Here is a 21434-nt window from a genome sequence, read left to right as displayed (position 1 = left end):
GCCGGCGCCCGGGCCGGAGCACCGGCCCGGGCGCGACCGTCACCGACGCGTAAGGTCTCGGCCGAGGCATCCGCCCCGGTCGCACGTAGCGTTGGAGGCGAGCGGGCCGGATGCGCCCGCAGATCGGGATGCCACACCATGACCGCACGGACCACCGGGGCGATCACGCTGCTCGTCGCCGCACTCGCCCTCGCCGGATGCGCCGCCCAGCCGGCCGGCACGGCCGACGACGCCGCGGCCTCCGCCTCGAGCTCGCCGGAGGCGGCCGCGCCCGCCGAGTCGGAGGAGCCGACGACGCCCGCCGACGATGCCGCCGCTGACGATGCGCCCGCCGAGGCCGAGGGCGCCTACGTCGACTACACCGAAGGTGTCATCGAGCAGACCGCGGGGCCGAAGGTGCTCTTCTTCCACGCCGACTGGTGCCCCAACTGCCGCGAGCTCGATGCCGAGCTGCGCGCCGACGGCGCCCCCGACGGCCTGACCGTCATCAAGGTCGACTACGACAGCAGCACCGATCTGCGCCAGCAGTACGGCGTCACGATGCAGACGACGGTCGTCTACGTCGACGACGACGGCGAGGCCCTCTCGAGCGCGGTGCTCTACGAGGAGCCGTCGATCGCGGCGCTCGTCGCCGCGGCCCCGTGATCGCGGCCTGAAGGCATCCTGATGGAGGCATCCCTGCTGCTGGCCCTCGCGGCCGGCGTGCTCACCGTGGCCGCGCCGTGCGTGCTGCCGCTGCTGCCGGTCGTGGTCGGCGGCTCGATGGTGCGCGGCGCCGCCGACGGCGCGGGCGCGACCGACGCCACCCGCCGTCGTGCGCGCTGGCGGCCGGTCGTCATCGCGGGCTCGCTCGCGCTCAGCGTCGTCGCGTTCACCCTGCTGCTGAAGGCGACGACGGCGCTGCTCGGCATTCCACCGCAGGTGTGGCAGATCGTCGCGGGCGGCATCGTGCTGCTGCTCGGCGTCGACCTGCTGTTCCCGTCGCTGTGGGACCGGCTCTCGACCCGGCTCGGCCTGCAGGCGCGCAGCGGCCACGCGCTCGACCGGTCGGTTGCGCGGCAGAGCTTCGGCGGCGACATCCTGACCGGCGCGGCGCTCGGACCCGTGTTCTCGAGCTGCAGCCCGACCTACGCGCTCATCGTCGCCGCCGTACTGCCGGTCTCGTTCGTCGAAGGGCTCGGCTACATCGTGGCGTACGCGGTCGGTCTCGCCGGCATGCTGCTGCTCATCGCGCTGCTCGGGCGGGGTCTCGTGCGCCGGCTCGGCTGGCTCGCGAACCCGAACGGATGGTTCCGGCGCACCATCGGCGTCGTGTTCGTGCTCGTCGGCGTCATGGTCATCACGGGGCTCGACAAGCGGTTCCAGGCGTGGGTGCTCGAGTCGGGCCTCTACGATCCGATCGCGGGCCTCGAGCGGCTCATCGGCGGGTGACGCCGCGGGTCACCACCCGGTGAAGAAGAGGTGCTGCACGGCCAGCGCGAACGCGAGCTGCCCCGCGAAGCCCCACCGGCGCCACCGCGGCGTCAGCAGCGCGGTGCCCACGAGCAGCCAGGGCACGAACGGCAGCCAGATGCGCTCGACCTCGGCCTTGCTCATCTGCGAGAGGTCGGCGGCGAGCACGGTGAGGGCCGCGGCGAGCGCGAGCACGACGATCACGCGTTCGCCGCGCACCAGCGAGCGCAGTCGGATGCCGCGGGCCGCCGCCATCCCGACGGCCGCCCCCACGATCGGCCCCGCGCTCACGGCGAGCGCGGCGACGTTGGCCCAGACCCAGTAGGTGAACTGGCGCCTGCTGGCGATGCCGTCCCAGTAGCGTTCGACGAGCACGGGGTAGGCGTCCCACCAGGCGAAGCCGAACGCCCAGAAGGCGAGCACGACGCAGACGGCGGCGACGGCGGCGATGGGCAGCGGCCACCAGTTGCGCGCGAGCAGGAGCACGGCGAGCGCGAGCACGCCGAGCAGCGGCAGGCCGTACGAGAGCATGACGCAGTAGCCGAGCAGGAGCCCGGCGCCGACCGACCAGGCGGCCATGGCGGCGCGGCTGCGGGCGGTGGCGGCGAAGGCGAGCAGGCAGAGCCCCCACGCGGCGAACGCGGCGAACATGCCGTCGCCCGAGACGGCGACCCAGATCGCCGCGGGCCCCATCACGAGGAACGGGGCGGCGCGGCGCGCCCAGGTCTCGGCGCCGAGCCGACGCAGCGCGAGCAGCACGGCGACGGGCGTGGTGGCGCCGACGAGCAGCACGACGCATCCGGCGGCGAGTCCGCTGCCGAGCCCGAGGCGCACGAGCACGACGAAGAAGAGGAGCGCGCCGGGCGGGTGTCCGGCGATGTGCACGGGCCAGTTGTCGACGGAGTCGAGCGGGATGTGCGCGATGTACTCGTGCAGCGTGGCCGAGAAGTCGGTGACCGCGCGTGCGGTGCGCAGGTACTCGTACTGCGTGTCGAGGATCACGCCGATGCCGTCGAGCCCGTCGACGAGGGCGAGGCTCGCCATCCACGCCGCGGCGACGGCGAACGCGCCGGCGAGCAGCACGCCCCAGCGGGCCCGTTCGGCGGCGCGCACGCCGAACACCACGGCGAGCACCGCGAGCAGCACGGCCGGGATCGTGCCCGGGCCGACCCGCGGCATCCAGTCGGCGTGCAACGGCGGGAACGACTTCACGTTCACGTTCTGCCCGAGGATCGAGGGCATCACGATCGCGAGCGCGATGAGCGCGAGCGCGACGAGCACGCCGGCCCACGGCACCCAGTGTTCCCAGCGCGGCGGGGCGGATGCCTCGGCGGGTGTCTCGACGGGCCCTTCGGCAGGGGTCCCGGCGGTTCGGGCGTCGGCGGGCTCGGCGTGGTCGCGCGCGACGTCCGCGGCATCCGGGTTTCGAGGCACGTTCCGACCCTAGGCAGGCCGCCCGCTCCCCCGCGAGGCCCATTGCTTACGGAACGCGGACGCCCGTACCCGGCCCGGCATCGGCGGCCCGCCCACGGTTCGCGAACCGTAAGACTTGTCGGCTGCGGCATCCGCTCCTCGGTGGTCGACTGGCGCCATGTCCTCCGTCACGAGCCGCGCCGCCGACCGCCTGGAGCGGGCGCTCGAGCCCGCACTGCGCACTGCCGAGGCGGCCGCGAGCGATCCGATCAAGTCGCCGCGCACGGCCGTGGTCGTGGGCCGGCTGCTCGCGATCGCGTTCCTCACCTGCTTCGCGACGGGGCTGTTCAGCCATGTGCTGCAGGATCCGCCGGGCTGGCTGCCGCTGCCGACCCGCCCGATCGACCTCTACCGGTGGACGCAGGGCCTGCACGTGATCGCCGGCATCGCGTCGGTGCCCCTGCTGCTGGCCAAGCTCTGGACCGTCTACCCCCGCCTCTTCGAGCGCCCCGTGCTGGGGTCGGCGGCGCGCTTCGCAGAGCGCGCGTCGATCGCTGTGCTCGTGGGCGCCGCGCTCGTCGAGGTGGCGATCGGGCTGCTGAACATCGTGCAGTGGTACGTGTTCCCGTTCTCGTTCCGGCGCGTGCACCTGGCGCTCGCGTGGGTCGTCGTGGGGTCGCTCGCGATCCACATCGGCGTGAAGCTGCCGCTGATCGTGCGGCACTGGTCGCGCGCAGGTCAGGGGGCGGATGCCGCGGTGCCGGCCGAACCCGCGGGGCGGGCGGATGCCGCAGGTACGACGACTGCGGCACCCCGCGCGGATGCCGCAGGCCGCTTCGTCTCGCGCCGCGGGTTCCTCGGCGGTGTGGCCGTCGCGACCGCGGCCGTCGTGGCCACCACGGCCGGGCAGACCGTCGGTCTGCTCGCGCCGCTCAACGTGTTCGCGCCGCGCCGCATCGGCGTCGGCCCGCAGGGCCTCCCGGTGAACCGCACGGCGGTGCAGGCGGGCGTCACCGCGACGGCCACCTCGCCCGAGTGGGCGCTCGAGGTCACGACCCCGTCGGGCGTCTCGTCGTTCACGCTCGACGACCTGCGCGCGATGCCGCAGACCGTCTCAGTGCTGCCGATCGCCTGCGTCGAGGGGTGGAGCCAGGAGGCGACCTGGCGCGGCGTGCGCATGGTCGACCTGCTCGAGCGGGTCGGCGCCGTGCCGCGGCATCCGCTCGTCGTCTCGAGCCTGCAGACCCGCGGGGCGTACGCCGTCACCGAGATGCCGCCCGAGTACGCGCTCGACCCGCTCACCCTCGTCGCGCTCGAGCTGAACGGTTCGCCGCTCGACCTCGATCACGGCTACCCGGCGCGCGTCATCGCGCCCGCGCGGCCCGGCGTGATGCAGACGAAGTGGCTGCGGTCGATCGAGGTGACCGCATGAGGGCGGCGCGCGCGACGCTGATCGTGCTCGGCCTCGCGGGGCTCGCGACGGGCTCGTTCGTGCTGCTCACCGACGTCGCGCCCCCGCAGTATCCGGGCGTCGTGCTGTGGGTGCTCGGCGCGATCGTGGTGCACGACGGCGTCATCGCGCCGCTCGCCGTGGCGGTCGGGCTGGGCGCCGCACGGGCGAAGGGGGTCATCGGCGGTCGCGGCATCGCGGTCGCGCAGGCCGCGCTGCTCGTCGGCGCGGTGCTCACCGTCATCGCGGTGCCGGCGATCGTCGCCTCGGCGATCGGCCCCCGGAACCCGACCGTGCTCGTGGGAACGTACGCGCTGTCACTCGCCGTCGCGTGGGCGCTCGTGCTCGTGACGGCGGGCGTGGCGCTCGCGGTCGGCGCGTCGACGACCGGCCGCTCGCCCCGTGGAGCACGGGGTCGCGCGGCTCAGCCGGCCGAGCCGGGCGCCGATGCCCGCACGAACTGACGGCCCTCGACGCTCCACCCGCCCGTGACGACGAGGCCCACGGCGAGCGCGTGCCTGGCGAACGCGTGCAGGCCGATGCGCGCCCACGGGAACGGGTGGCTCTCGTTGCCCTCGTCGTCGCGCACCGTGTAGAGCGTCGCGACGTCGAGGTCGGGGTCGGGATCGACCTCGACGACGAGGCATCCGTCGCCCGCGAGCAGAGCCGCGCACCGGCGCAGCAGCGCCTCGGGGTCGCCGCCGATGCCGACGTTGCCGTCCATGAGCAGCACGGTCTGCCAACGGCCCTCGAGCGGCAGGCGTTCGAAGACCGACCGCACGAGCGCATAGCTGCCGTCGACGCGCGTGCGCTCGACCGCGTGCGGCGTGATGTCGATGCCGAGCACGGGCAGTCGGCGGGCGGCGGCCGCACGCACCATGCGGCCGGGCCCGCAGCCGACGTCGAGGACCGGTCCGGATGCTCCGTCGAGCGCCGTGAGGTCGGCCTCCGTGGCGGCGGCCACCCAGCTGCCGGCATCGAACCGGAACGCGTCGGTGGTGCCGTCGACGCTGCGCAGGTCGAGTGCGCCCGTCGTCGTTCCGGCGAGCAGCCGCCGGTACGGCTCGCCGTGCCCGCCGCCGAAGACCGCATCGGCGGCCACGACGGCTCCCGCGACGGCGCCCGTTCCGCCACCGGCGCCCGCGACACCGTGCTCGCCGCCGATCGCCTGCGCGAGGCGTCCGCCGCGCCGGCTCATGCGGCCCGCCCAAGCTCGGCGGCGATGCGCGCGAGCTCCGCGGCGAACCGCGACCCCGGAACGCCCGCCGCGACCTGGCGCGCCTCGGCCGCGGTGTCGACGTCGGTCAGGGTCGGCAGCAACGCCACCCGCAGGCCCGCATCGCGCAGCCGGCGCAGCTGCTGCGCACCCGTATCGGCCCGCGACATCGGCACGCCGCGCAGCACGTCGCCGCGCGGACGCCGCAGCGCGAGCGCCCAGAATCCGCCGTCGGCCGCCGGGCCGAACCAGGCGTCGGGGCACGGGGCCGGGGGCAGATCGGCGAGCGCCTCGCCGCCCGCGAACCCGTCGAGCGCCGCCGCGACGTGCGCCGCCCCGACCTGCGGCGTGTCCATGCCGACGAGCAGCGTTGGCTCGTCGAGGAGGTCGAACACGTGCGCGAGCCGCTCGTCGAGCGAGCCGGCGGGCTGCGGCACGACCTCGAACCCGGCTGCGGACGCGGGCGCGTCGGCGATGCCGAACCCGTCGAAGAAGAGCACACGGCGACCGACGGGCAGCGCGGCGACCGTCGCGAGGGTGTCGTCGAGGCTCGCCGCTGCGAGACGGGCGGCCTGCTCGGGCGAGAACGGCGGCGTGAGCCGGGTCTTCACCCGGCCCGGCAAGCAGGCCTTCGCGATCACCACGACGGCCGTCATCGCCGAACCCCCGGCATCCCGAACCCCGTCATCGCGAACCCCGTCATCGCCCGACCTCCGCGAAGATGCGCGACATGTCGCCGATCGCCGTGAACGTGCCGCGCACCGTGCCGGTGACCTTCGAGCGCCCCTCGCGCGGGGCGTACGGCACATCGTGCTCGCAGATGCGCCATCCGGCCGCCGAGGCCCGCAGCACCATCTCGAGCGGGTACCCGCTGCGCCGGTCGCGGATGCCGAGGCCCCGCAGCGCCTCCGTGCGCGCCACGCGCATCGGCCCGAGGTCATGCAGGCGCACGCCGGTGCGCCGCGACATCCACGTCGAGAGCACGAGGTTCGCGAATCGCGCGTGCGGCGGCCAGGCCGACCCGCTCGTCGGCCGACGCCGCCCGAGCACGAGGTCGGCGTCGCCCGCGAGCACCGGGTCGAGCAGGCCGGGCAGTTCGGCCGGGTCGAGCGAGGCGTCGGCGTCGCAGAAGGCCACGTACGGGGCATCCGCCGCCTCGAGCCCTGCATTCGCGGCCGCGCCGAACCCGCGCCGCGCCTCGCGCACCACGAGCGCGCCGGCAGCTTCGGCGATCTCGGCCGAGCGGTCGGTCGATCCGTTGTCGACGACGATCGCGCGCACGCCCGGCGGAATGCGGCCCAGCACCCAAGGCAACGCCCGCTCCTCATCGAGGCACGGGAGCACGAGATCGAGGTGCACGGCCGCCATGGTTCCGACGCTAGTGACGCGCCCGGGGCGCGCCCACGGCCAAGTCTTACGGAACGCGAACGGATGCCGCGAAGCACGTCGGCCCCAGAGGCGGCGGTCGTACGCTGTGAACGTGAGCCCCGCAGCACCATCGCCGATCGGCAACGAGGACCTCGTCGGGCGACGGGTGCTCGTGGTCGACGACGACCCCACGGTGGCCGAGGTCGCGTCGAGCTACCTGCGCAGCGCCGGATTCGTGGTCGACGAGGTCGGCGACGGCTTCGCCGCGCTCGCGGCGGCCGAGCGCATCGACCCCGATCTCATCGTGCTCGACCGCATGCTGCCCGGCATCGACGGCGTCGAGGTGTGCCGGCGCCTGCGCACCCACTCGTCGACCCCCGTCATCCTGCTCACCGCGCTCGGCTCCGAGGACGACCGCATCGCGGGCCTCGAGGCCGGGGCCGACGACTACCTCGCGAAGCCGTTCTCGCCGCGTGAGCTCGTGCTGCGCGTGCAGTCGGTGCTGCGCCGCTCGATCGGCGAGTTCACGCCCGAGTCGGTGCTCGAGTACGGCGGGTTCCGCCTCGACCCGTCAGCGCGCACCGCCACGCGCGACGGCGCCGAGCTCGCGCTCACGAGCCGCGAGTTCGACCTGTTCGAGTTCCTGCTGAAGCACCGCAACCAGGTGTTCAGCCGCGAAGACCTGTTGCGCACCGTCTGGGGCTGGACCTACGGAGACCTGTCGACCGTGACGGTGCACGTGCGGCGCCTGCGCGAGAAGATCGAACCCGACCCGCGCACCCCGACCCTGCTCACCACCGTCTGGGGCGTCGGGTACCGGTTCACGACGAACGGAGACGCGGATGCCGTGGGCTGACCTCCTCGCGATCGCGGGCGTCGCGATCACCGCGAGCGCCGTCGTGGGCGCCATCGGCTTCGCGCTGCTGCTCACCCTCCGCCGCACCTCGCTCGTCTGGCAGGTGCTCGTGCTCGTCGTCGTGGCCGTGACCTCGGTCGTCGCGAGCATGGTCGGCGTCGCCAACGAGATGTACCTCTCGGAGCACGACCTCACGGTCGCCGTCGCGGTCTCGGCGATCTCGGGCGTCGTGTCGCTGCTGTTCGTGGCTGTGCTCGGCTGGCTCGTCGCCCGTCACTCCCGCACGCTCTCGCTCGCCGCCCGACGCATCGGCGAGGGCGAGCGACTCGAGTCGGCCGGCACCTACGCGAACCGCGAGCTGAACGCCCTCGCCGAGGAGCTCGTGGCGACGAGCGCGAAGCTCGCCGAGGCGCACGAGCGCGAGCAGCGCGTCGAGACCTCCCGCCGCGAGCTCGTCGCGTGGATCTCTCACGACCTGCGCACCCCGCTCGCGGGCCTGCGCGCCATGGCCGAAGCCCTCGAAGACGGCATGGCGCCCGACCCCGAACGCTACCTGCGCCAGATGCGCCAGCAGGTCGACCGGCTCTCGGGCATGGTCGACGACCTGTTCGAGCTGTCGAAGATCGACTCCGGCACGCTCGCCCTCTCGCTCAAGGAGGTCTCGCTGTCGGATGTCGTGAGCGACACCGTCGCCGACCTGCGCCCGGCGTCGCAGGGCCGCGACATCCGCATCGAGGCGCCGCTCGCCCAGAACCTCGTGGTCATGGCCGACCCGCGCGAGCTGTCGCGGGCCATCGGCAACCTGCTCATGAACGCGATCCAGCACACCCCCGCCGGGTCATCGATCACCGTCGCGGTCGACCTCGTCGACGACCACGCGATGGTGTCGGTCATCGACACGGGCGGCGGCATCGCCGAACCCGACCTCGAGCGCGTGTTCGACCCCGCCTGGCGCGGATCGGCGGCGCGCACGCCCCCGCTCGACGGCGCGCGCTCGAGCGGCGCCGGACTCGGCCTCGCGATCGTGCGCGGCATCATGCACGCCCACGACGGCGAGGTGTCGGTGTCGAACGTGCCGGGCGGATGCCGCTTCGACCTGCTCCTGCCCCGCGAGGCGTCGCTGCCGGCGTGACGGCGTGAGTGACGGCGCTGCGGGCAGCACTCGCGCTCGTCCGGCCCCGCTTGCGTTCCGCTCAGAACTGTCGCTCTAGCGCCGAATACACCGCATTCGGCAGAACGGGCAGAGTTCCACCGCCCGATGGCAAGTTGCCGCGCCTCTGGCCAGGCAGCGGCGGTGGCCCACGCGGCTCGCCAGCGCGTCGTGCTCATGCCAAAGCCACGGCCACGGCCACGGCCACGGCAGATCTTTCCCCGTCCTGCGCCCGTGCACCCGAATTGGGGCTCCCCAGTCGGTCGGCTCGCCCGCTACTGTGCGTTCACTGGAAGGTACCTGAAGGAGGCGTGTTATGTCTTGGATCGCGAAACACATTTTCGACGTGATCGTCGGCGCCGTCCTCGTGCTGTTCGTCGGCACGTGGCTGGTCCTCCTCATACAGACTTGGGCGTTTGAAGCCACAGAAGCGACGCCGAAACTAATACTGAACACCGCAGTCGTGCTCGCTGCCGGCACGTTGTCGACTGCGCTAGGTGCGCAAACCTCAGCAGCGTTGGGCTTCGCAGTGGCCGAAGTGAAGCGAGGCGGCGGCGGAAACGACTTCTCGGGCTTGGCCGTTGGCCAGAAGCTCACGGCCATGACGTATGTCGCGATCCTCGCTTATGTAGCTGTCGGCCTCACCGTCTTCTTCACCTGGTTGGCAGACCCGGTTGCCCCCGAAACAGTGTCGACCTTCGCGCTCTCAATCCTCGGTTGGCTCGTTGGCGCACTCGGAGTTGCGCTCAAGCCGGTGGACGCCTAACCGACCCGAGCGGCGACCATCGCAGCGCACGATTCGAGGAGAGGACGTGAGTGACGGAAACCGCAATGCTCTCTATCAGCTGACAATCACGGCCCCCGAAGACGGTCCCACGGACTACGACCATTGGGTCAGGCGCGTCGCAGCAGCCGCGGCCGACCGCCGGGCGGCGACCGGCCGCCGAAGAGATCTCACGGGCACCCTGAAACAGGAGTCCGCCGTCTTCGCGCGGAACCTACACCTCGGCGGCGAACCCGCGCAGGCCGTCCTCGAGGGCGACCGCGGCACGCCAGCCGAGTTCGGCGGCGGCGCGCTCCGAGGAGGCGGTGATGTGCCGCACGTCGCCCAGCCGGTACTCGCCGGTGACGACCGGCGACGGGCCGCCCATCGCCTCGGCGAGCCCGGCGGCGAGCCGGCCGATGTCGGTCACCCGGCCCGAGCCGACGTTGAACGCGCGCGCCGTGCCGGGCTCGAGGCCGGGCAGCCCGTCGAGGGCCGCGAGGTTGGCGGCCGCGACGTCCGAGACGTGCACGAAGTCGCGCCGCTGCCGGCCGTCCTCGAAGACGCGGGGCGCCTCGCCGCGGGCGAGCGACGAGCGGAAGATCGCCGCAACACCGGCATAGGGGGTGTCACGCGGCATCCGCTCGCCGTAGACGTTGTGGTAGCGCAGCATCGCCGCCGTTCCGCCGGTGGACCGCGCCCAGGTGGCGGCGAGATGCTCCTGCGCGAGCTTGGACAGCGCGTACGTGTTGCGCGGATCGAGCGCGTCGCCTTCACGCACGACGTCGGGCGTGAGCGGCTCGCCCGTGTCGGGGTCGCGAGGATCGAACCGCCCCGCCTCGAGGTCTGCGACCGCGCGCGGCGCCGGCCGCCGGCGGTGCCCGCCCGCATCGACGTATGCGCCCTCACCGTAGACGACCATCGACGACGCGAGCACCAGCCGCGGCACGCCCGCGCGGTGCATCGCCGCGATGAGCTCGGCCGTGCCGCCCACGTTGCTCGACACGTAGTCGGGCGCGTCGCCCAGGTCGACGCCGAGCCCGACCTTCGCCGCCTGATGGCAGACCGCGTCGACCCCGACGAGGGCGCGGTCGAGCACGGCGGCGTCGCGAACGTCGCCCTGCACGAACTCCACGTCGCGCGGCTCGCGCGGCGCCCGCCCGGCGTGCACCTCGGGGCGCAGCGAGTCCAGCACCCGCACCCGCTCACCCCGTTCGAGCGCCAGCCGCACGACCTCGTCGCCGATGAACCCGGCGCCGCCGGTGACGAGCAGGGTCATGCCCGCACCGGCCGGGCGAGCACGGCGTCGATCGCCGTGCGGTCCATCAGCTCGCGCGGCGCATACCCGTCGGGGATCGCGGCGACGATGCGTGCGATCGCATCGACCAGACGCGGACGCGCCTCGTCCAGCCGCCGGAACACGAGCTCGGCCGTCACCCGGTCGGGGTCCTCGTCCGAGGTGCCCGCATCGGTGTCGGTCACGACGCAGATCGTCGCCGTGCCGATGCCGAGCTCAGCGGCGAGCGCCACCTCGGGGCACAGCGTCATGTTCACGAGGTCGGCGCCCTGCGCGCGCAGCAGCGCCGACTCCGCCGCCGTCGAGAACCGCGGCCCTTGGATCACGGCCACCGTCGCCCGCGGCGCCGCATCGGGCAGCGCCGCTCGCGCGATCGCCCGCAGCTCGGGGCAGAACGGCTCGGCGAACGGCAGATGCCGCACGAGGCCGTCGTCGCCGTCGAAGAACGTGTCGGCGCGCCCCCACGTGCGGTCGAGCAGCTGATCGGCGAGCGCGAACGACATCGGCGGGAGCTCGGCGCGGAGTGACCCCACCGCCGCGGTCGACACGAGCGCCCGCACCCCGAGGCTCGCGAGCGCCCACGCGTTCGCGCGCGCGTCGATGCGGTGCGGCGGCGTCGAGTGCCCCGACCCGTGCCGGGCGAGGAACACCACGTCGCGCCCCTCGAGCACGCCGGCGGTGACGGATGCCGCCCCGTACGGGGTCGCGATCGTGCGCGCCTCCCCGTCGACGAGTGCGTAGAGCCCGGTGCCGCCGATCACCGCCGTTGCTTGCGCCATGCCCCCACTCTGCCCCCGCCGTCGATCACGCCCCTCGGCGGAACCTTACGATCCGATGACGCGCGGCCCCGGCCCGCACGCCGGCGTCGCGACACGCTCGCGGCACCGTCGCGATGGGCCCGCGCCGCTCAGCGCTTCGCGTTCGCCGCGTCGGCGCCCTTCTGCCAGGCCTTCGCGGCGGAATCGGCCCACTTGCCGATCTTCTTCGACGCGTCGCGGCGCTGCTTCGCCGCGAGCGCGAGCGCGGTCGCGTTGTGCTTGGCCGCGGCATCCGCTCGCTTCCGCTCGTCGGCCTCACCGGATGCCTCGGCCCTCGTCGTCGCGCCGACCAGCCGGCGCGTGGCACGGTGGGCGAGCCGCTTCGCCTCGTGCGGACGGCTCTTGCGCATCTCGCGGGCGAGGCGCACGTCGGCCTGCGCGTCGGCGGTGAGCGCGGCGAACCGCTTCCTGCCCTCGCGCGTGAGCGTCTCGCCGGTCTTGCGGGCACGCTTCGCCGCCCGCTTGGCCTCGCGCACCGCGCGCCGCGCCTCGCGCCTGGCCGCCTTGCGGGCCTGCTCGGCTGACTTCGTCACCGACATCCGGTACCCCCTCCGTCTGCTGACGCCCAGTCTTGCACCGCGGCATCCGCTCGCGACAGGGGGTTGCGCCGCCCCCGCGCAGGCTCCCGTGCAGGAAACGAGGCGCCTCGATTCCTGCATCCGGGGCAGCCGCAGAGTCATTCCAGCGGATGCCGCGACGTCAGCATCTCGTCACGTCCCGAGCGCCGATCACGGTGCGCCACCTGAAGCCTTCCGCGCGCTGCGCCGCGTCACGACGACGATGATGATGACGACGGCGATGATGATGAGCAGGAGGAGGATCGCGCCGATGACGGCCGCCGTCACGCCGATCGCCCCCCAGGTCTCCGCCGAAGGTTCGCCGTTGGGCTCCGCCGTGGGCTCGACGGTTCCGTTGGCCGCCTGCTCCACCTGCTCCACGGTCGGGATGCCCGAGGCCTTGTCCATGAGCGGATTCTCGTCCGGGTACTGCGACGGATCCACCGCAAGCGTGTGCCGCAACGAGGCCCAGCCATAGCCTGTGCCGCCGGTCTCGTCACGCTGCAACTCGTGATCCTCGACGCCGGTGTTGTGAATAAGTGACTGGATGAGCTGACTGCCCGTCGCGTCCGGATACTTCTGCGCATTCGCGGCCAGAATGCCCGCCACCAGCGGCGCCGCCAGCGACGACCCTCCGATTCCCTTGCCGTCCGTCGCTGAGCGGAACACCTCTGCGGGGGCGATCACCGTCACCTCGGGATGGGCGACGACGCTTCGCCCGTCGGTCTCCGCATCGCCCATCAAAACGCCGGACTCAGCGAAACCCGCAACGCTCACCACGCCGTTGAGGTTCCATGGCCACTTGAAGAAGAGGTGCAGCATCGAGTTCGGCGTCGAGGTGACGATCGGCACACCCGACGCGATCGCACGCGCCACCTGATCGGCATCCTCGTCGATCATCTGGTGCTCCTCCCAGCCCTGCGAGATCGAGATCACCTGGGCGCCGTCATCGAGAGCACGCCGAATCCCTGCTCCGAATCCGGAGAGACCCTCGTCGCTGCCGCTTTTGTCCATGCCGAGGCCGTAGAACAGCACCTCGGCATCCGGAACGATGCCACGCACCTCACCCGGACCGGTGCCATTGCCGACGAGCATCGCGGTGACCTCGACTCCATGGACGGCGCCGTCGGTCGGCTCATCGGGAACGACGACCAGATTGCCCCCACAGACCGGTTCCGGGTCGATCGTGATGTCCGCCCCCTGCAGCACCTCGGCGTCAGGAAGGATCTGATTGTCGATCACCGCAACCTTGACCCCCGCACCGGTCCACCCCTCGGCATGAACCTCGGCCACACCGTAGCCTTCGTACCACCAATTGGAGGGAGTCGCGGTGCTCGCCGTCGCCGGTGCGGGCACGAATACGACCGCGGCCGCGAGGGCGGCAGCGCTGAACGAGAGAAGCGTCGGTCTCGGCACGATTCAGATTCTACGAGGCGACCGCACCCGCACCGGCAGGCGCCCGTGCAGGAAACGAGGCGCCATCCCCGCCTCACAGCGAGGATGGCGCCTCGATTCCTGCATCCGGGCAGGCGGCCCAGGCCGGCGGCGCGCTACCCCTGCGCGTTCGACGCGGCGATGAGCTGCTCGACCTGCTCGATCGACACCGGCATGCCGGGGAACGACGCGAGACGCCCGATCGGGAACGAGGCCATCATCTTGAACATGGCCGGGTCGGCGAGCAGCGCGCCGCCGACGTCGGGTCCGTCGCCGCTGCCGGCGCTGAACGCCTGCATGACGATCGGGCCGGCGACGGGGTGCGCGATGAGCTCGCCGATCGACGAGTTCATCGTGAGCGGCACGTGCACGGCGTCGCCCTCCACGTCGACGGAGACGACCGAGCGGATGTCGCGGCTCGACGCACCGACCGACACCTCGTAGGCGCCGCCCTCGACGACCCACCGGTCGACGCGCGTGTCCCAGTAGGCGAGGTCGGCGCGGCGCACGGCCACCTCGACCTCGCGGGACTCGCCCGCGGCGAGCGCGACCTTCGCGAACCCCTTGAGCTCGCGGGGGGCGCGCACGACGGCCGATCCGGGCAGCGCGGTGTAGACCTGCACGACCTCGGCGCCGTCGCGGTCGCCCGTGTTGGTCACGGTCACCCGCACGGCGACGCCGTCGGCGGAGGCGGTCGCCGAGGCATCCGCGTACTCGAAGCTCGTGTACGAGAGGCCGTGGCCGAACGGGTACGTGACCTCGAGCTCGCGCGCGTCGTACCAGCGGTAGCCGACGAACAGGCCCTCGCCGTAGCGCACGTGCGAGTGCTCGCCCGGGAAGTCGAGGTACGCGGGGCTGTCGGCCAGCCGCACGGGGATCGTCTCGGTGAGGCGGCCCGACGGGTTGACCGCGCCGTAGAGCACGTCGGCGATCGCGCCGCCGCCGGCCTGGCCGAGCAGCCAGCCCTCGACGATCGCGGGCACCCGGTCGGCGAAGCCCGAGAGGCGCACGACGCCGCCGTTCGAGAGCACGACGACGACGTTCGCGTTGGCCGCGAGCACCGCCTCGAGCAGTTCCAGCTGCACGGCGGGCAGTTCGAGGTCGTCGCGGTCGAAGCCCTCGGACTCCTGCGCGGCGGGCACGCCGAGGAACAGCAGCACGGTCGAGGCTTCGGATGCCGCGGCGACGGCCTCTGCGGTGAGTTCGGCGCTGCTCGAGCCGTCCTCGGCGTAGCCGGCGGCGAACGCGACGTCGGCGCCGTCCGCGGCGAGCGCGCGGATCTCGTCGAGCGCGTTGTCGAGCTTCGTCGGGTTGATCTGCGACGAGCCGGCGCCCTGGTACCGCGGGGTGCGGGCCAGTTCGCCGATGACGGCGACGGATGCCTCGGGCGCGACGGGCAGCACGCCGCCCTCGTTCTTCAGCAGCACGACCGAGGCGCCGGCGACCTCGCGGGCGAGCGCGTGGTGCGCGTCGACCTCGTACGAGGCATCCGCCCGCGCGTTGCGCACGGCCTTCTGCACGAGCTCGACGTTGCGGAGCGCGGCGAGGTCGAGGGCGGCCTCGTCGAGCGAGCCGTCCTGCACGGCGGCGACGACCTGCGCCTCGGTGCGTCCGCCGCTCGCGGGCATCTCGAGGTCGAGGCCGGCGACGAGCGCCGAGACGCGGTCGTTGACGGCGCCCCAGTCCGAGACGACGAGGCCTTCGAAGCCCCACTCGTCGCGCAGCACCGAGGTGAGCAGCCACGGGTCCTCGGAGGCGTACACGCCGTTGATGCGGTTGTACGAGCACATGACGGTCCACGGCTGGGCGTCTTCGACGACGCGCTGGAATCCGCGCAGGTAGATCTCGCGCAGCGGGCGCTCGTCGATGTCGGCCGAGACGCGCATGCGGTCGGCCTCCTGGTTGTTGGCGGCGAAGTGCTTGAGCGACGCGCCGACGCCCTGCGACTGGAGGCCGCGCACGAGCGCCGAGCCGAGCACGCCCGACACGAGCGGGTCCTCCGAGAGGTACTCGAAGTTGCGGCCGCAGAGCGGCGAGCGCTTGATGTTGATGCCGGGGCCGAGCAGCACGCCGACGCCCTCGGCCTGCGCCTCCTCGCCGAGCGCGCTGCCGACGCGCTCGAGCAGGTCGGCGTCGAACGAGGAGCCGAGCGCGACGGCGGGCGGGAAGCACGTCGCGGGCACGCTGTCGCCGATGCCGAGGTGGTCGCTGTCGGCACGCTGGAGGCGCACGCCGTGCGGGCCGTCGGTCATGACGATCTTCGGCAGACCGACGCGGTCGACGGCCTTCGTGCTCCAGAAGTCGGCGCCGCTCGTGAGCGAGGCCTTCTCCTCGAGGGTCAGTTCGGCGACGACATCGGCGGCGGATGCCTCGACGGCGCGCCCGGCGCCGTCGACGGTGTTCAGGGTGTCGGTCATGCGGTGCTCCTTCACGTGCCGGCGGCGGTCGCCGGCGTCTGGTTCGGGTCAGGCGGCGGGCTGCGCCTGCGGCGAGCCCGGGGTGGATGCGACGGCCCGCTCGGGCGCGTCGTCGGCGATCGCTCGTCGGAACAGCGGCTTGCCGTAGTCCTTCGCGATCAGGTTCGAGAACGCCCACCAGATGATAAGCGTCGCGCTCACGCCCCCGATGACGCCGGTGACGAGCAGAGCGCGCGGACGCGCGGGGCGCGTCGTCGTCAAGGCATCCGTCATCACTTCACCGCCTTGATCGGCCAGACGGCGAAGGCGCCGAGCACCGAGAGCACGATGGCGACGGGGAACAGGCCGGCGTAGCCGAAGGCCAGCACGATCGCGCCGGCGACGCCCGGGGCGAGGGTCTGCGGCAGCGTCGCGGCGATGTTGACCACGCCGAGGTCCTTGGCGAACGATTTCGCCGAGGGCAGCACCTCGCTCATGAGCGCCGTGTCGACGGCCTGGAACATGCCGAAGCCGAGCCCGGAGATGAAGGTCATGATCATCCACGCGGTGAGATCGGGCCACGCCCACGGCAGCAGGAAGGCGAGACCGGTCACGGCCGACGAGGCGAAGACGAAGATCTTGCGGCGGCCGACCTTGTCGGACAGCGGCCCGGAGACGACGGTCGCGAGGAGGATTCCGGCGAGGCTGATGAGGCCGAGCACCGGGATCACGCTCTGCGGGGCGTCGACGCCGAAGTAGTCGGTGAGGAGATAGAGCTGGAATCCGGTGACCGCGAAGTAGCCCGTGTAGAGCAGCAGCCGGCCGGTGAACGCCCAGAAGAAGTCGGGGTGCTTGACCGGGTTGACCCAGAACGTGCGCAGGAAGTCGGAGAACCGGAACGGTTCGAGCTCGAGCTCCTTCGACGAGTAGTCGGGGTTGAAGACGGTGAACAGGGTCAGCAGCACGACCGCGAGCACCGCGAACGTGAGGTATCCGGCGGTGATGCTGTCGAAGAACAGCGAGCCGACGACCTGGCCGCCGAGGGCGCCGACCATGAGCCCGATGCCCGAGAGCGCGGCGAACGTGCCGCGGCGCTTCAGCGGAACCCGGTCGGGCATGACCGCGCTGAGCGGGCCCTGCGCGAAGTTGTAGGTGATCTGCACGAGGGTCCACGCGATCGCGACGCCGACGAGGCTGTCGGCGAAGGCCAGGCCGACGAGCGAGAGCCCGCCCGCGAGCACGCCGATGATGATCCACGGTGCGCGGCGGCCGAACCTGGAGCGGGTGCGGTCCGAGATCGTGCCGGCGATCGGTTGCGCGAGCATGGCGCAGAAGGCGCCGATGGTGGCGACGATCGTGAGGTTGGCGACCTTGTCGGCCTCGCCGAACTGGAGCGCGATCTGCTGCGGCAGGAGGATGCCGGGCACGGCGCCCCAGATGAGGAAGATGCCGAGGTTGGCCGGGATGATCCAACCGAGCAGGCGGCGTACGCCCTTGATGGGCGTGGGCGGATCTTCGTTGCCGGCCGCGTCCTCAATGAAGGCGAGCGGGGCTTCGGGCTCGTCGGGGCGGTGCTCTGCCGGGGGTGTCGACGCCATCGTCATGTGCTGGGGGTCCTTTCGAAGCCTCGCCGTCGAGGCCGATCGCAAAACCATACAATGCTCGGTTTTGGTTTGCAAGACCGAGTCCGTAGCATTCCCCTATGGCACAACGAGGTTCGTACGCAAAGGGCATCGCCAAGCGCGAGGAGATCCTCACGACCGCGCTCGACGTGATCGCCCGCAACGGCTATCGCCGCACGAGCGTGAAGGAGCTCGCCGACGCCGTCGGACTGAGCCAGGCCGGGCTGCTGCACTACTTCAGCTCGAAGGAGGAGCTCTTCCAGGAGGTGCTCCGCAAGCGCGACGAGGTCGACTCGGCGTCGTTCGGGCTCGAGCCCGAGTCCCCGATCCGATCCTTCGTCGGGGTCATCCGCCACAACAGCGAAGTGCCCGGCCTCGTGCAGCTCTACGCGCAGCTCTCGACCGAGGCCGCCGACGCCGAGCACCCCGCGCACGACTTCTTCGTCGAGCGGTACGTGCAGTTCCGCAGCACGTTCGGCGGGATGCTCCGCGAGGAGCAGCGGGCGGGCCGGCTCGACCCCGAGCTCGACGTCGCACGCGTGGCCAACCTCTTCCTCGCCGCCGCCGACGGCCTCCAGACGCAGTGGATGCTCGACACCTCGATCGACATGGCCGACCACATCGCGTACCTCTGGCAGCTCGTCGCACGCAACGACTGAGCGGATGCGGCATACTGCTCATTACCGTGCGTGATTCGGTTTTATCGCACGATGCGAGCCGTCGTCACCCGTTCTCGATGGTCACCCGTTCTCGATGAGGAGGAACCCCATGTCGATCCCGTCCGAGTCCCCGACCGACACCGGCACCCTCGTCGAAGTCGACACCGTCGCGGGCCGCGTCCGCGGCGCCTGGCGCGGCGAACCCGGCGGCCCCGGGGCATCCGCCGCCTTCCTCGGCATCCCGTTCGCCGAGGCGCCCGTGGGCGAGCTCCGTTTCGCCGCACCCGTGCCGAAGGCGCCGTGGCAGGGCGTTCGCGACGCGCTCGAGTTCGGCGCGACCGCCCAGCGCGGCGACCCCGGCGTGACCCTCATCCCCGAGCCGAGCGTGCCCGGCGAGTCCACACTGAACGTCAACGTCTTCACACCGCGACCCTCCGCCGCGGACGCCGGGGCGAATGCCGGAGCGGATGCCGGAGCGGATGCCGCGCTGCCGGTGCTCGTCTGGATCCACGGCGGCGGCTACTTCGCGGGTTCGCCCGCGAGCCTCTGGTACGACGGCGGGCGCTTCAACCGCGACGGCGTGGTGACCGTGACGATCTCGTACCGCCTCGGGTTCGACGGCTTCGGCTGGATCGCGGATGCCCCGTCCAACCGCGGCGTGCGCGACTGGCTGCTCGCCCTCGAGTGGGTGCAGCAGAACATCGCCGCGTTCGGCGGCGACCCGTCGCGGGTCACGATCGCGGGCCAATCGGCTGGCGGCGGGGCCGTGCTCACCCTGCTCGGAATGGAGCGGGCGCAGCACCTCTTCCACGGCGTCTACGCGATCTCAGGGGCGCTCGCCGACGTCGCGCCCGAGCGCAGCGAGGCCTTCGGGCGCGATCTCGCGGCCGCCGCCGGCGTCGAACCGACCCGGGCCGGACTCGGCTCGCTGAGCGAGGCGCGCATCATCGAGCTGCAGAAGCAGGCGACCGAGCTCGGACCCGACTCCCTCGGCAGCATGCTCGAGCACGGGCTGCCGCTCGGGCCGGCGATCGACGGCGACCTCCTCGTGCGTTCCACGCGCGACTCCCTGGCCGCCGGCGTCGGGGCCGACAAACCGCTGGTGCTCGGCGCGACCGACGACGAGTTCACGATGGCCTTCGCCGAGGCCGAGAAGAAGCTCCGCTGGATCCCGAAGTCGCTCGTGCTGAAGAAGCTCGGCCTGACCCGGTCGGCGCTGCGGCCCTACCTCGCGGCCAATCCGGATGTCGCGGGCAAGGGCACCGCACGCGTCGCCGGCCGGCTCCTCACCGACCGGATGTTCCGCACCGCCGTCGTGCGGCTCGCCGCCCTCCGCGGCGACGCGCCCACCTGGGTGTACCGGTTCTCGTGGCCCTCGGGCACGTTCGGCTTCGCCGAGCACTGCCTCGACGTGCCGTTCTTCTTCGACTGCCTCGACTCGATCGCGATCGAGCCGCTCGCCGGCACGAACCCGCCGCAGCGGCTTGCCGACGAGGTACACGGCGCAGCCGTCGCCTTCGTCGCGACCGGCGACCCCGGCTGGCCGCGATACACGGATGCCTCGCGCGCGACCCGGGTCTGGGACACGCCGTCCTCCATGGTCGAGGACGGCTACGCCTCGGTGCGCACCCTACTCGAAACACCGTGAGGCGGATGACCCCCGAACGGGGTACGTGACCGCGAGGCGCGGCGGCAGCATGCTTGCGTCATGACACCCGGCGAGACGACCGTCCCCACCATCACCGGCCCCCTCGACACCCACCGCGAACAGTCCGCCCTCGTCGTCGAGCATCTCGCGACGCACGGCACGGCGACCCGCAGCGAACTCGTCAACGCCACCGGACTCGGGCGCGGAACCGTCGCCGGGTTGACGGCGCGCCTGCTCGACGCGGGCGTCATCCGCGAGTCGGGCGACGCCCACGGTGACGGGCGCTCGACCCCGCTCACCCTCGCCGGCGGCGACCGCGTGCTCGTCACGGCGCGGCTCGGGCTCGACGACGCGATCGCCACGGTCGCGAGCCTCGGCGGCGACGAGTCGGCGCGGTTCACCGAGCAGCTCGCCACGCAGGGGCATCCGGCGCCCGCGGCATCCCGCCCCGACGCGGCCGATCCGGTCGCGGCGCTCGCCCTCGTGCTCGGGCGCGCGCTGGCCGCCGCCGGCCGTTCCGGGCACCGCGTGGCCGACATCACGGTGCTCGTCGACGGGGCGGTGGTCGGGTCGCCCTCGGTCGTGATCATGGACGCCCGGTTCGGCGCCGAACCGGTCGACGTGCTCGGCGGCCTGCGCACGATGGTCCCGCCGCTCGCCGACGTCGAGGCCGCCCTGGCGCTTCCGATCCGCCTCGTGCCCGCGGCGAGCGCGGCCGCGGCCGTCGAGCTCGAGGCGCTGCCCGGCATCGGCGACCTGCTCTACCTCGACGGCGACACCGCGGTCTCCGCCGCCGCGGTCGCCGCCGCCCGCCCGCTCCGCGGCGCGCACGGACTGGGCGCGACGTTCGGCCACCTGCCGATCGTGCCCGGGGGCCTGCGGTGCCGTTGCGGCCAGCAGGGCTGCCTCGCCACGGTCGCCGCACCCGAGGTCGTGCTCGAGCGCGCCGGGCTCGCGGGGTGCGCCGCGACCGACGGACGCGCGGCCGCCCTCGAAGAACTCGTGCTGCGCATCGACGAGGCCGAGGACCGAGCCCGGTGGGCCTGGCTCGACGCCGCCCACTGGATCGGTCGCACCCTGCAGCTCGTGGTGCCCACGATCGACCCGGCCGTCGTGGTCGTCGGCGGCTACTGGGCGGGCATGATCGACGACATCCGCACCGCCATGCAGGGCAACCGGCCCGCGGTCGGCAACGGTGCGATCAGCGCCGTCCCGGTGTTCTCGCCCGCGTCGGGCGGCGCCGACGCCGCGTTCGTGGGCGCCCGACGCCAGGCCCGCGAGCGCCTCGTCGCCGACCCGCTGCTGCTCGTCGGCTGACCCGCCCGCACCCCCGCA

General features: G+C 72.8%; 21 protein-coding genes. 10 read left to right on the top strand and 11 right to left on the bottom strand.

The genetic code is table 11. The features are described 5' to 3' along the window. Positions 1–138: 138 nt before the first annotated feature. Both GQQ92_RS07930 and GQQ92_RS07925 read left to right on the top strand, forming a co-directional pair. Positions 139–645, top strand: coding sequence for a thioredoxin family protein (locus GQQ92_RS07930; protein WP_156998671.1), 507 nt, complete (start codon positions 139–141; stop codon positions 643–645). 21 nt (positions 646–666) lie between these two features. After that, positions 667–1431, top strand: coding sequence for a cytochrome c biogenesis CcdA family protein (locus GQQ92_RS07925; RefSeq protein ID WP_156998670.1), 765 nt, complete (start codon positions 667–669; stop codon positions 1429–1431). A gap of 9 nt (positions 1432–1440) precedes the next feature. Here the strand turns inward: GQQ92_RS07925 and GQQ92_RS07920 are convergent, their stop codons facing one another. Next, entirely contained in the window at positions 1441–2886 is a 1446-nt protein-coding gene (locus GQQ92_RS07920; RefSeq protein WP_197738138.1) for a hypothetical protein, read from the bottom strand. Between the two features lie 157 nt (positions 2887–3043). Between GQQ92_RS07920 and GQQ92_RS07915 the strand changes: the two genes are divergently transcribed. After that, a complete protein-coding gene (locus tag GQQ92_RS07915; protein ID WP_156998669.1) occupies positions 3044–4297 on the top strand; it encodes a molybdopterin-dependent oxidoreductase in 1254 nt (417 codons plus the stop codon). Beyond that, positions 4294–4779, top strand: a complete 486-nt coding sequence (locus GQQ92_RS07910) for a hypothetical protein (protein WP_156998668.1) — start codon at positions 4294–4296, stop codon at positions 4777–4779. Before GQQ92_RS07915 ends, GQQ92_RS07910 begins: the two co-directional genes overlap by 4 nt. Here the strand turns inward: GQQ92_RS07910 and GQQ92_RS07905 are convergent. From GQQ92_RS07905 to GQQ92_RS07895, 3 genes are read right to left on the bottom strand one after another with little or no spacing between them, the layout of a single operon-like run. Then, positions 4740–5513 carry a class I SAM-dependent methyltransferase gene (locus GQQ92_RS07905; RefSeq protein WP_156998667.1) on the bottom strand — a complete coding sequence of 258 codons (774 nt, stop codon included), beginning with the start codon at positions 5511–5513 and terminating at the stop codon, positions 4740–4742. The two genes, GQQ92_RS07910 and GQQ92_RS07905, sit on opposite strands and share 40 nt — an antisense overlap. Beyond that, complete coding sequence (locus tag GQQ92_RS07900; protein ID WP_156998666.1) at positions 5510–6187, bottom strand: TIGR04282 family arsenosugar biosynthesis glycosyltransferase; 678 nt, start codon at positions 6185–6187, stop codon at positions 5510–5512. Before GQQ92_RS07900 ends, GQQ92_RS07905 begins: the two co-directional genes overlap by 4 nt. Before the next feature lie 43 nt (positions 6188–6230). Further along, positions 6231–6899, bottom strand: a complete 669-nt coding sequence (locus GQQ92_RS07895; protein WP_156998665.1) for a glycosyltransferase family 2 protein — start codon at positions 6897–6899, stop codon at positions 6231–6233. 112 nt (positions 6900–7011) lie between these two features. Here GQQ92_RS07895 and GQQ92_RS07890 point away from each other — a divergent pair, with 112 nt between their 5' ends. The 3 genes from GQQ92_RS07890 to GQQ92_RS07880 all read left to right on the top strand — a co-directional run bounded on the left by GQQ92_RS07890 (position 7012) and on the right by GQQ92_RS07880 (position 9671). Next, positions 7012–7755, top strand: coding sequence for a response regulator transcription factor (locus GQQ92_RS07890; protein WP_372493364.1), 744 nt, complete (start codon positions 7012–7014; stop codon positions 7753–7755). Then, positions 7742–8887 (top strand): sensor histidine kinase, encoded by a 1146-nt coding sequence (locus GQQ92_RS07885; RefSeq protein WP_156998663.1) that lies wholly within the window; start codon positions 7742–7744, stop codon positions 8885–8887. Before GQQ92_RS07890 ends, GQQ92_RS07885 begins: the two co-directional genes overlap by 14 nt. A gap of 334 nt (positions 8888–9221) precedes the next feature. Then, complete coding sequence (locus GQQ92_RS07880; RefSeq protein ID WP_156998662.1) at positions 9222–9671, top strand: hypothetical protein; 450 nt, start codon at positions 9222–9224, stop codon at positions 9669–9671. Between the two features lie 232 nt (positions 9672–9903). Here GQQ92_RS07880 and GQQ92_RS07875 read toward each other — a convergent pair whose 3' ends face one another. The 7 genes from GQQ92_RS07875 to GQQ92_RS07845 form a co-directional block, all read right to left on the bottom strand. After that, positions 9904–10947: an NAD-dependent epimerase/dehydratase family protein gene (locus tag GQQ92_RS07875; RefSeq protein WP_156998661.1), complete on the bottom strand. Its 1044-nt coding sequence runs from the start codon at positions 10945–10947 to the stop codon at positions 9904–9906. Then, positions 10944–11744 carry an MTAP family purine nucleoside phosphorylase gene (locus GQQ92_RS07870; protein ID WP_156998660.1) on the bottom strand — a complete coding sequence of 267 codons (801 nt, stop codon included), beginning with the start codon at positions 11742–11744 and terminating at the stop codon, positions 10944–10946. Before GQQ92_RS07870 ends, GQQ92_RS07875 begins: the two co-directional genes overlap by 4 nt. Positions 11745–11872: 128 nt before the next feature. Then, positions 11873–12316: a hypothetical protein gene (locus GQQ92_RS07865; protein WP_156998659.1), complete on the bottom strand. Its 444-nt coding sequence runs from the start codon at positions 12314–12316 to the stop codon at positions 11873–11875. 195 nt (positions 12317–12511) lie between these two features. Beyond that, the gene (locus GQQ92_RS07860; protein ID WP_156998658.1) at positions 12512–13756 is read right to left on the bottom strand and encodes a S8 family peptidase; all 1245 of its coding nucleotides are present in this window, start codon (positions 13754–13756) and stop codon (positions 12512–12514) included. 134 nt (positions 13757–13890) lie between these two features. Further along, complete coding sequence (locus GQQ92_RS07855; RefSeq protein WP_156998657.1) at positions 13891–16191, bottom strand: glycoside hydrolase family 3 C-terminal domain-containing protein; 2301 nt, start codon at positions 16189–16191, stop codon at positions 13891–13893. 48 nt (positions 16192–16239) lie between these two features. Beyond that, positions 16240–16464 carry a hypothetical protein gene (locus tag GQQ92_RS07850; RefSeq protein WP_156998656.1) on the bottom strand — a complete coding sequence of 75 codons (225 nt, stop codon included), beginning with the start codon at positions 16462–16464 and terminating at the stop codon, positions 16240–16242. Next, complete coding sequence (locus tag GQQ92_RS07845) at positions 16464–17774, bottom strand: MFS transporter (protein ID WP_156998655.1); 1311 nt, start codon at positions 17772–17774, stop codon at positions 16464–16466. Before GQQ92_RS07845 ends, GQQ92_RS07850 begins: the two co-directional genes overlap by 1 nt. Before the next feature lie 98 nt (positions 17775–17872). Here GQQ92_RS07845 and GQQ92_RS07840 point away from each other — a divergent pair, with 98 nt between their 5' ends. The 3 genes from GQQ92_RS07840 to GQQ92_RS07830 all read left to right on the top strand — a co-directional run bounded on the left by GQQ92_RS07840 (position 17873) and on the right by GQQ92_RS07830 (position 21416). Then, positions 17873–18451 (top strand): TetR/AcrR family transcriptional regulator, encoded by a 579-nt coding sequence (locus GQQ92_RS07840; RefSeq protein WP_197738137.1) that lies wholly within the window; start codon positions 17873–17875, stop codon positions 18449–18451. Positions 18452–18560: 109 nt separating this feature from the next. Next, positions 18561–20099 (top strand): carboxylesterase/lipase family protein, encoded by a 1539-nt coding sequence (locus GQQ92_RS07835; RefSeq protein WP_156998654.1) that lies wholly within the window; start codon positions 18561–18563, stop codon positions 20097–20099. A 60-nt stretch (positions 20100–20159) separates the two neighbouring features. Then, positions 20160–21416 carry an ROK family transcriptional regulator gene (locus GQQ92_RS07830; RefSeq protein WP_156998653.1) on the top strand — a complete coding sequence of 419 codons (1257 nt, stop codon included), beginning with the start codon at positions 20160–20162 and terminating at the stop codon, positions 21414–21416. The last annotated feature ends 18 nt before the right edge of the window (positions 21417–21434 follow it).

Origin of the sequence: Agromyces terreus (assembly GCF_009749465.1) — a bacterium.
GTDB lineage: Bacteria > Actinomycetota > Actinomycetes > Actinomycetales > Microbacteriaceae > Agromyces > Agromyces terreus.
This window is presented reverse-complemented; position numbering and strand designations above follow the sequence as displayed.

Coding starts and splice junctions, on each gene's coding strand:
- GQQ92_RS07870 (WP_156998660.1), bottom strand. CDS start 11,744: ATGGCGCAAGCAACGGCGGTGATCGGCGGCACCGGGCTCTACGCACTC.
- GQQ92_RS07830 (WP_156998653.1), top strand. CDS start 20,160: ATGACACCCGGCGAGACGACCGTCCCCACCATCACCGGCCCCCTCGAC.
- GQQ92_RS07910 (WP_156998668.1), top strand. CDS start 4,294: ATGAGGGCGGCGCGCGCGACGCTGATCGTGCTCGGCCTCGCGGGGCTC.
- GQQ92_RS07930 (WP_156998671.1), top strand. CDS start 139: ATGACCGCACGGACCACCGGGGCGATCACGCTGCTCGTCGCCGCACTC.
- GQQ92_RS07835 (WP_156998654.1), top strand. CDS start 18,561: ATGTCGATCCCGTCCGAGTCCCCGACCGACACCGGCACCCTCGTCGAA.
- GQQ92_RS07915 (WP_156998669.1), top strand. CDS start 3,044: ATGTCCTCCGTCACGAGCCGCGCCGCCGACCGCCTGGAGCGGGCGCTC.
- GQQ92_RS07885 (WP_156998663.1), top strand. CDS start 7,742: ATGCCGTGGGCTGACCTCCTCGCGATCGCGGGCGTCGCGATCACCGCG.
- GQQ92_RS07905 (WP_156998667.1), bottom strand. CDS start 5,513: ATGAGCCGGCGCGGCGGACGCCTCGCGCAGGCGATCGGCGGCGAGCAC.
- GQQ92_RS07880 (WP_156998662.1), top strand. CDS start 9,222: ATGTCTTGGATCGCGAAACACATTTTCGACGTGATCGTCGGCGCCGTC.
- GQQ92_RS07900 (WP_156998666.1), bottom strand. CDS start 6,187: ATGACGGCCGTCGTGGTGATCGCGAAGGCCTGCTTGCCGGGCCGGGTG.
- GQQ92_RS07840 (WP_197738137.1), top strand. CDS start 17,873: ATGGCACAACGAGGTTCGTACGCAAAGGGCATCGCCAAGCGCGAGGAG.
- GQQ92_RS07895 (WP_156998665.1), bottom strand. CDS start 6,899: ATGGCGGCCGTGCACCTCGATCTCGTGCTCCCGTGCCTCGATGAGGAG.
- GQQ92_RS07875 (WP_156998661.1), bottom strand. CDS start 10,947: ATGACCCTGCTCGTCACCGGCGGCGCCGGGTTCATCGGCGACGAGGTC.
- GQQ92_RS07925 (WP_156998670.1), top strand. CDS start 667: ATGGAGGCATCCCTGCTGCTGGCCCTCGCGGCCGGCGTGCTCACCGTG.
- GQQ92_RS07845 (WP_156998655.1), bottom strand. CDS start 17,774: ATGACGATGGCGTCGACACCCCCGGCAGAGCACCGCCCCGACGAGCCC.
- GQQ92_RS07850 (WP_156998656.1), bottom strand. CDS start 16,464: ATGACGGATGCCTTGACGACGACGCGCCCCGCGCGTCCGCGCGCTCTG.
- GQQ92_RS07855 (WP_156998657.1), bottom strand. CDS start 16,191: ATGACCGACACCCTGAACACCGTCGACGGCGCCGGGCGCGCCGTCGAG.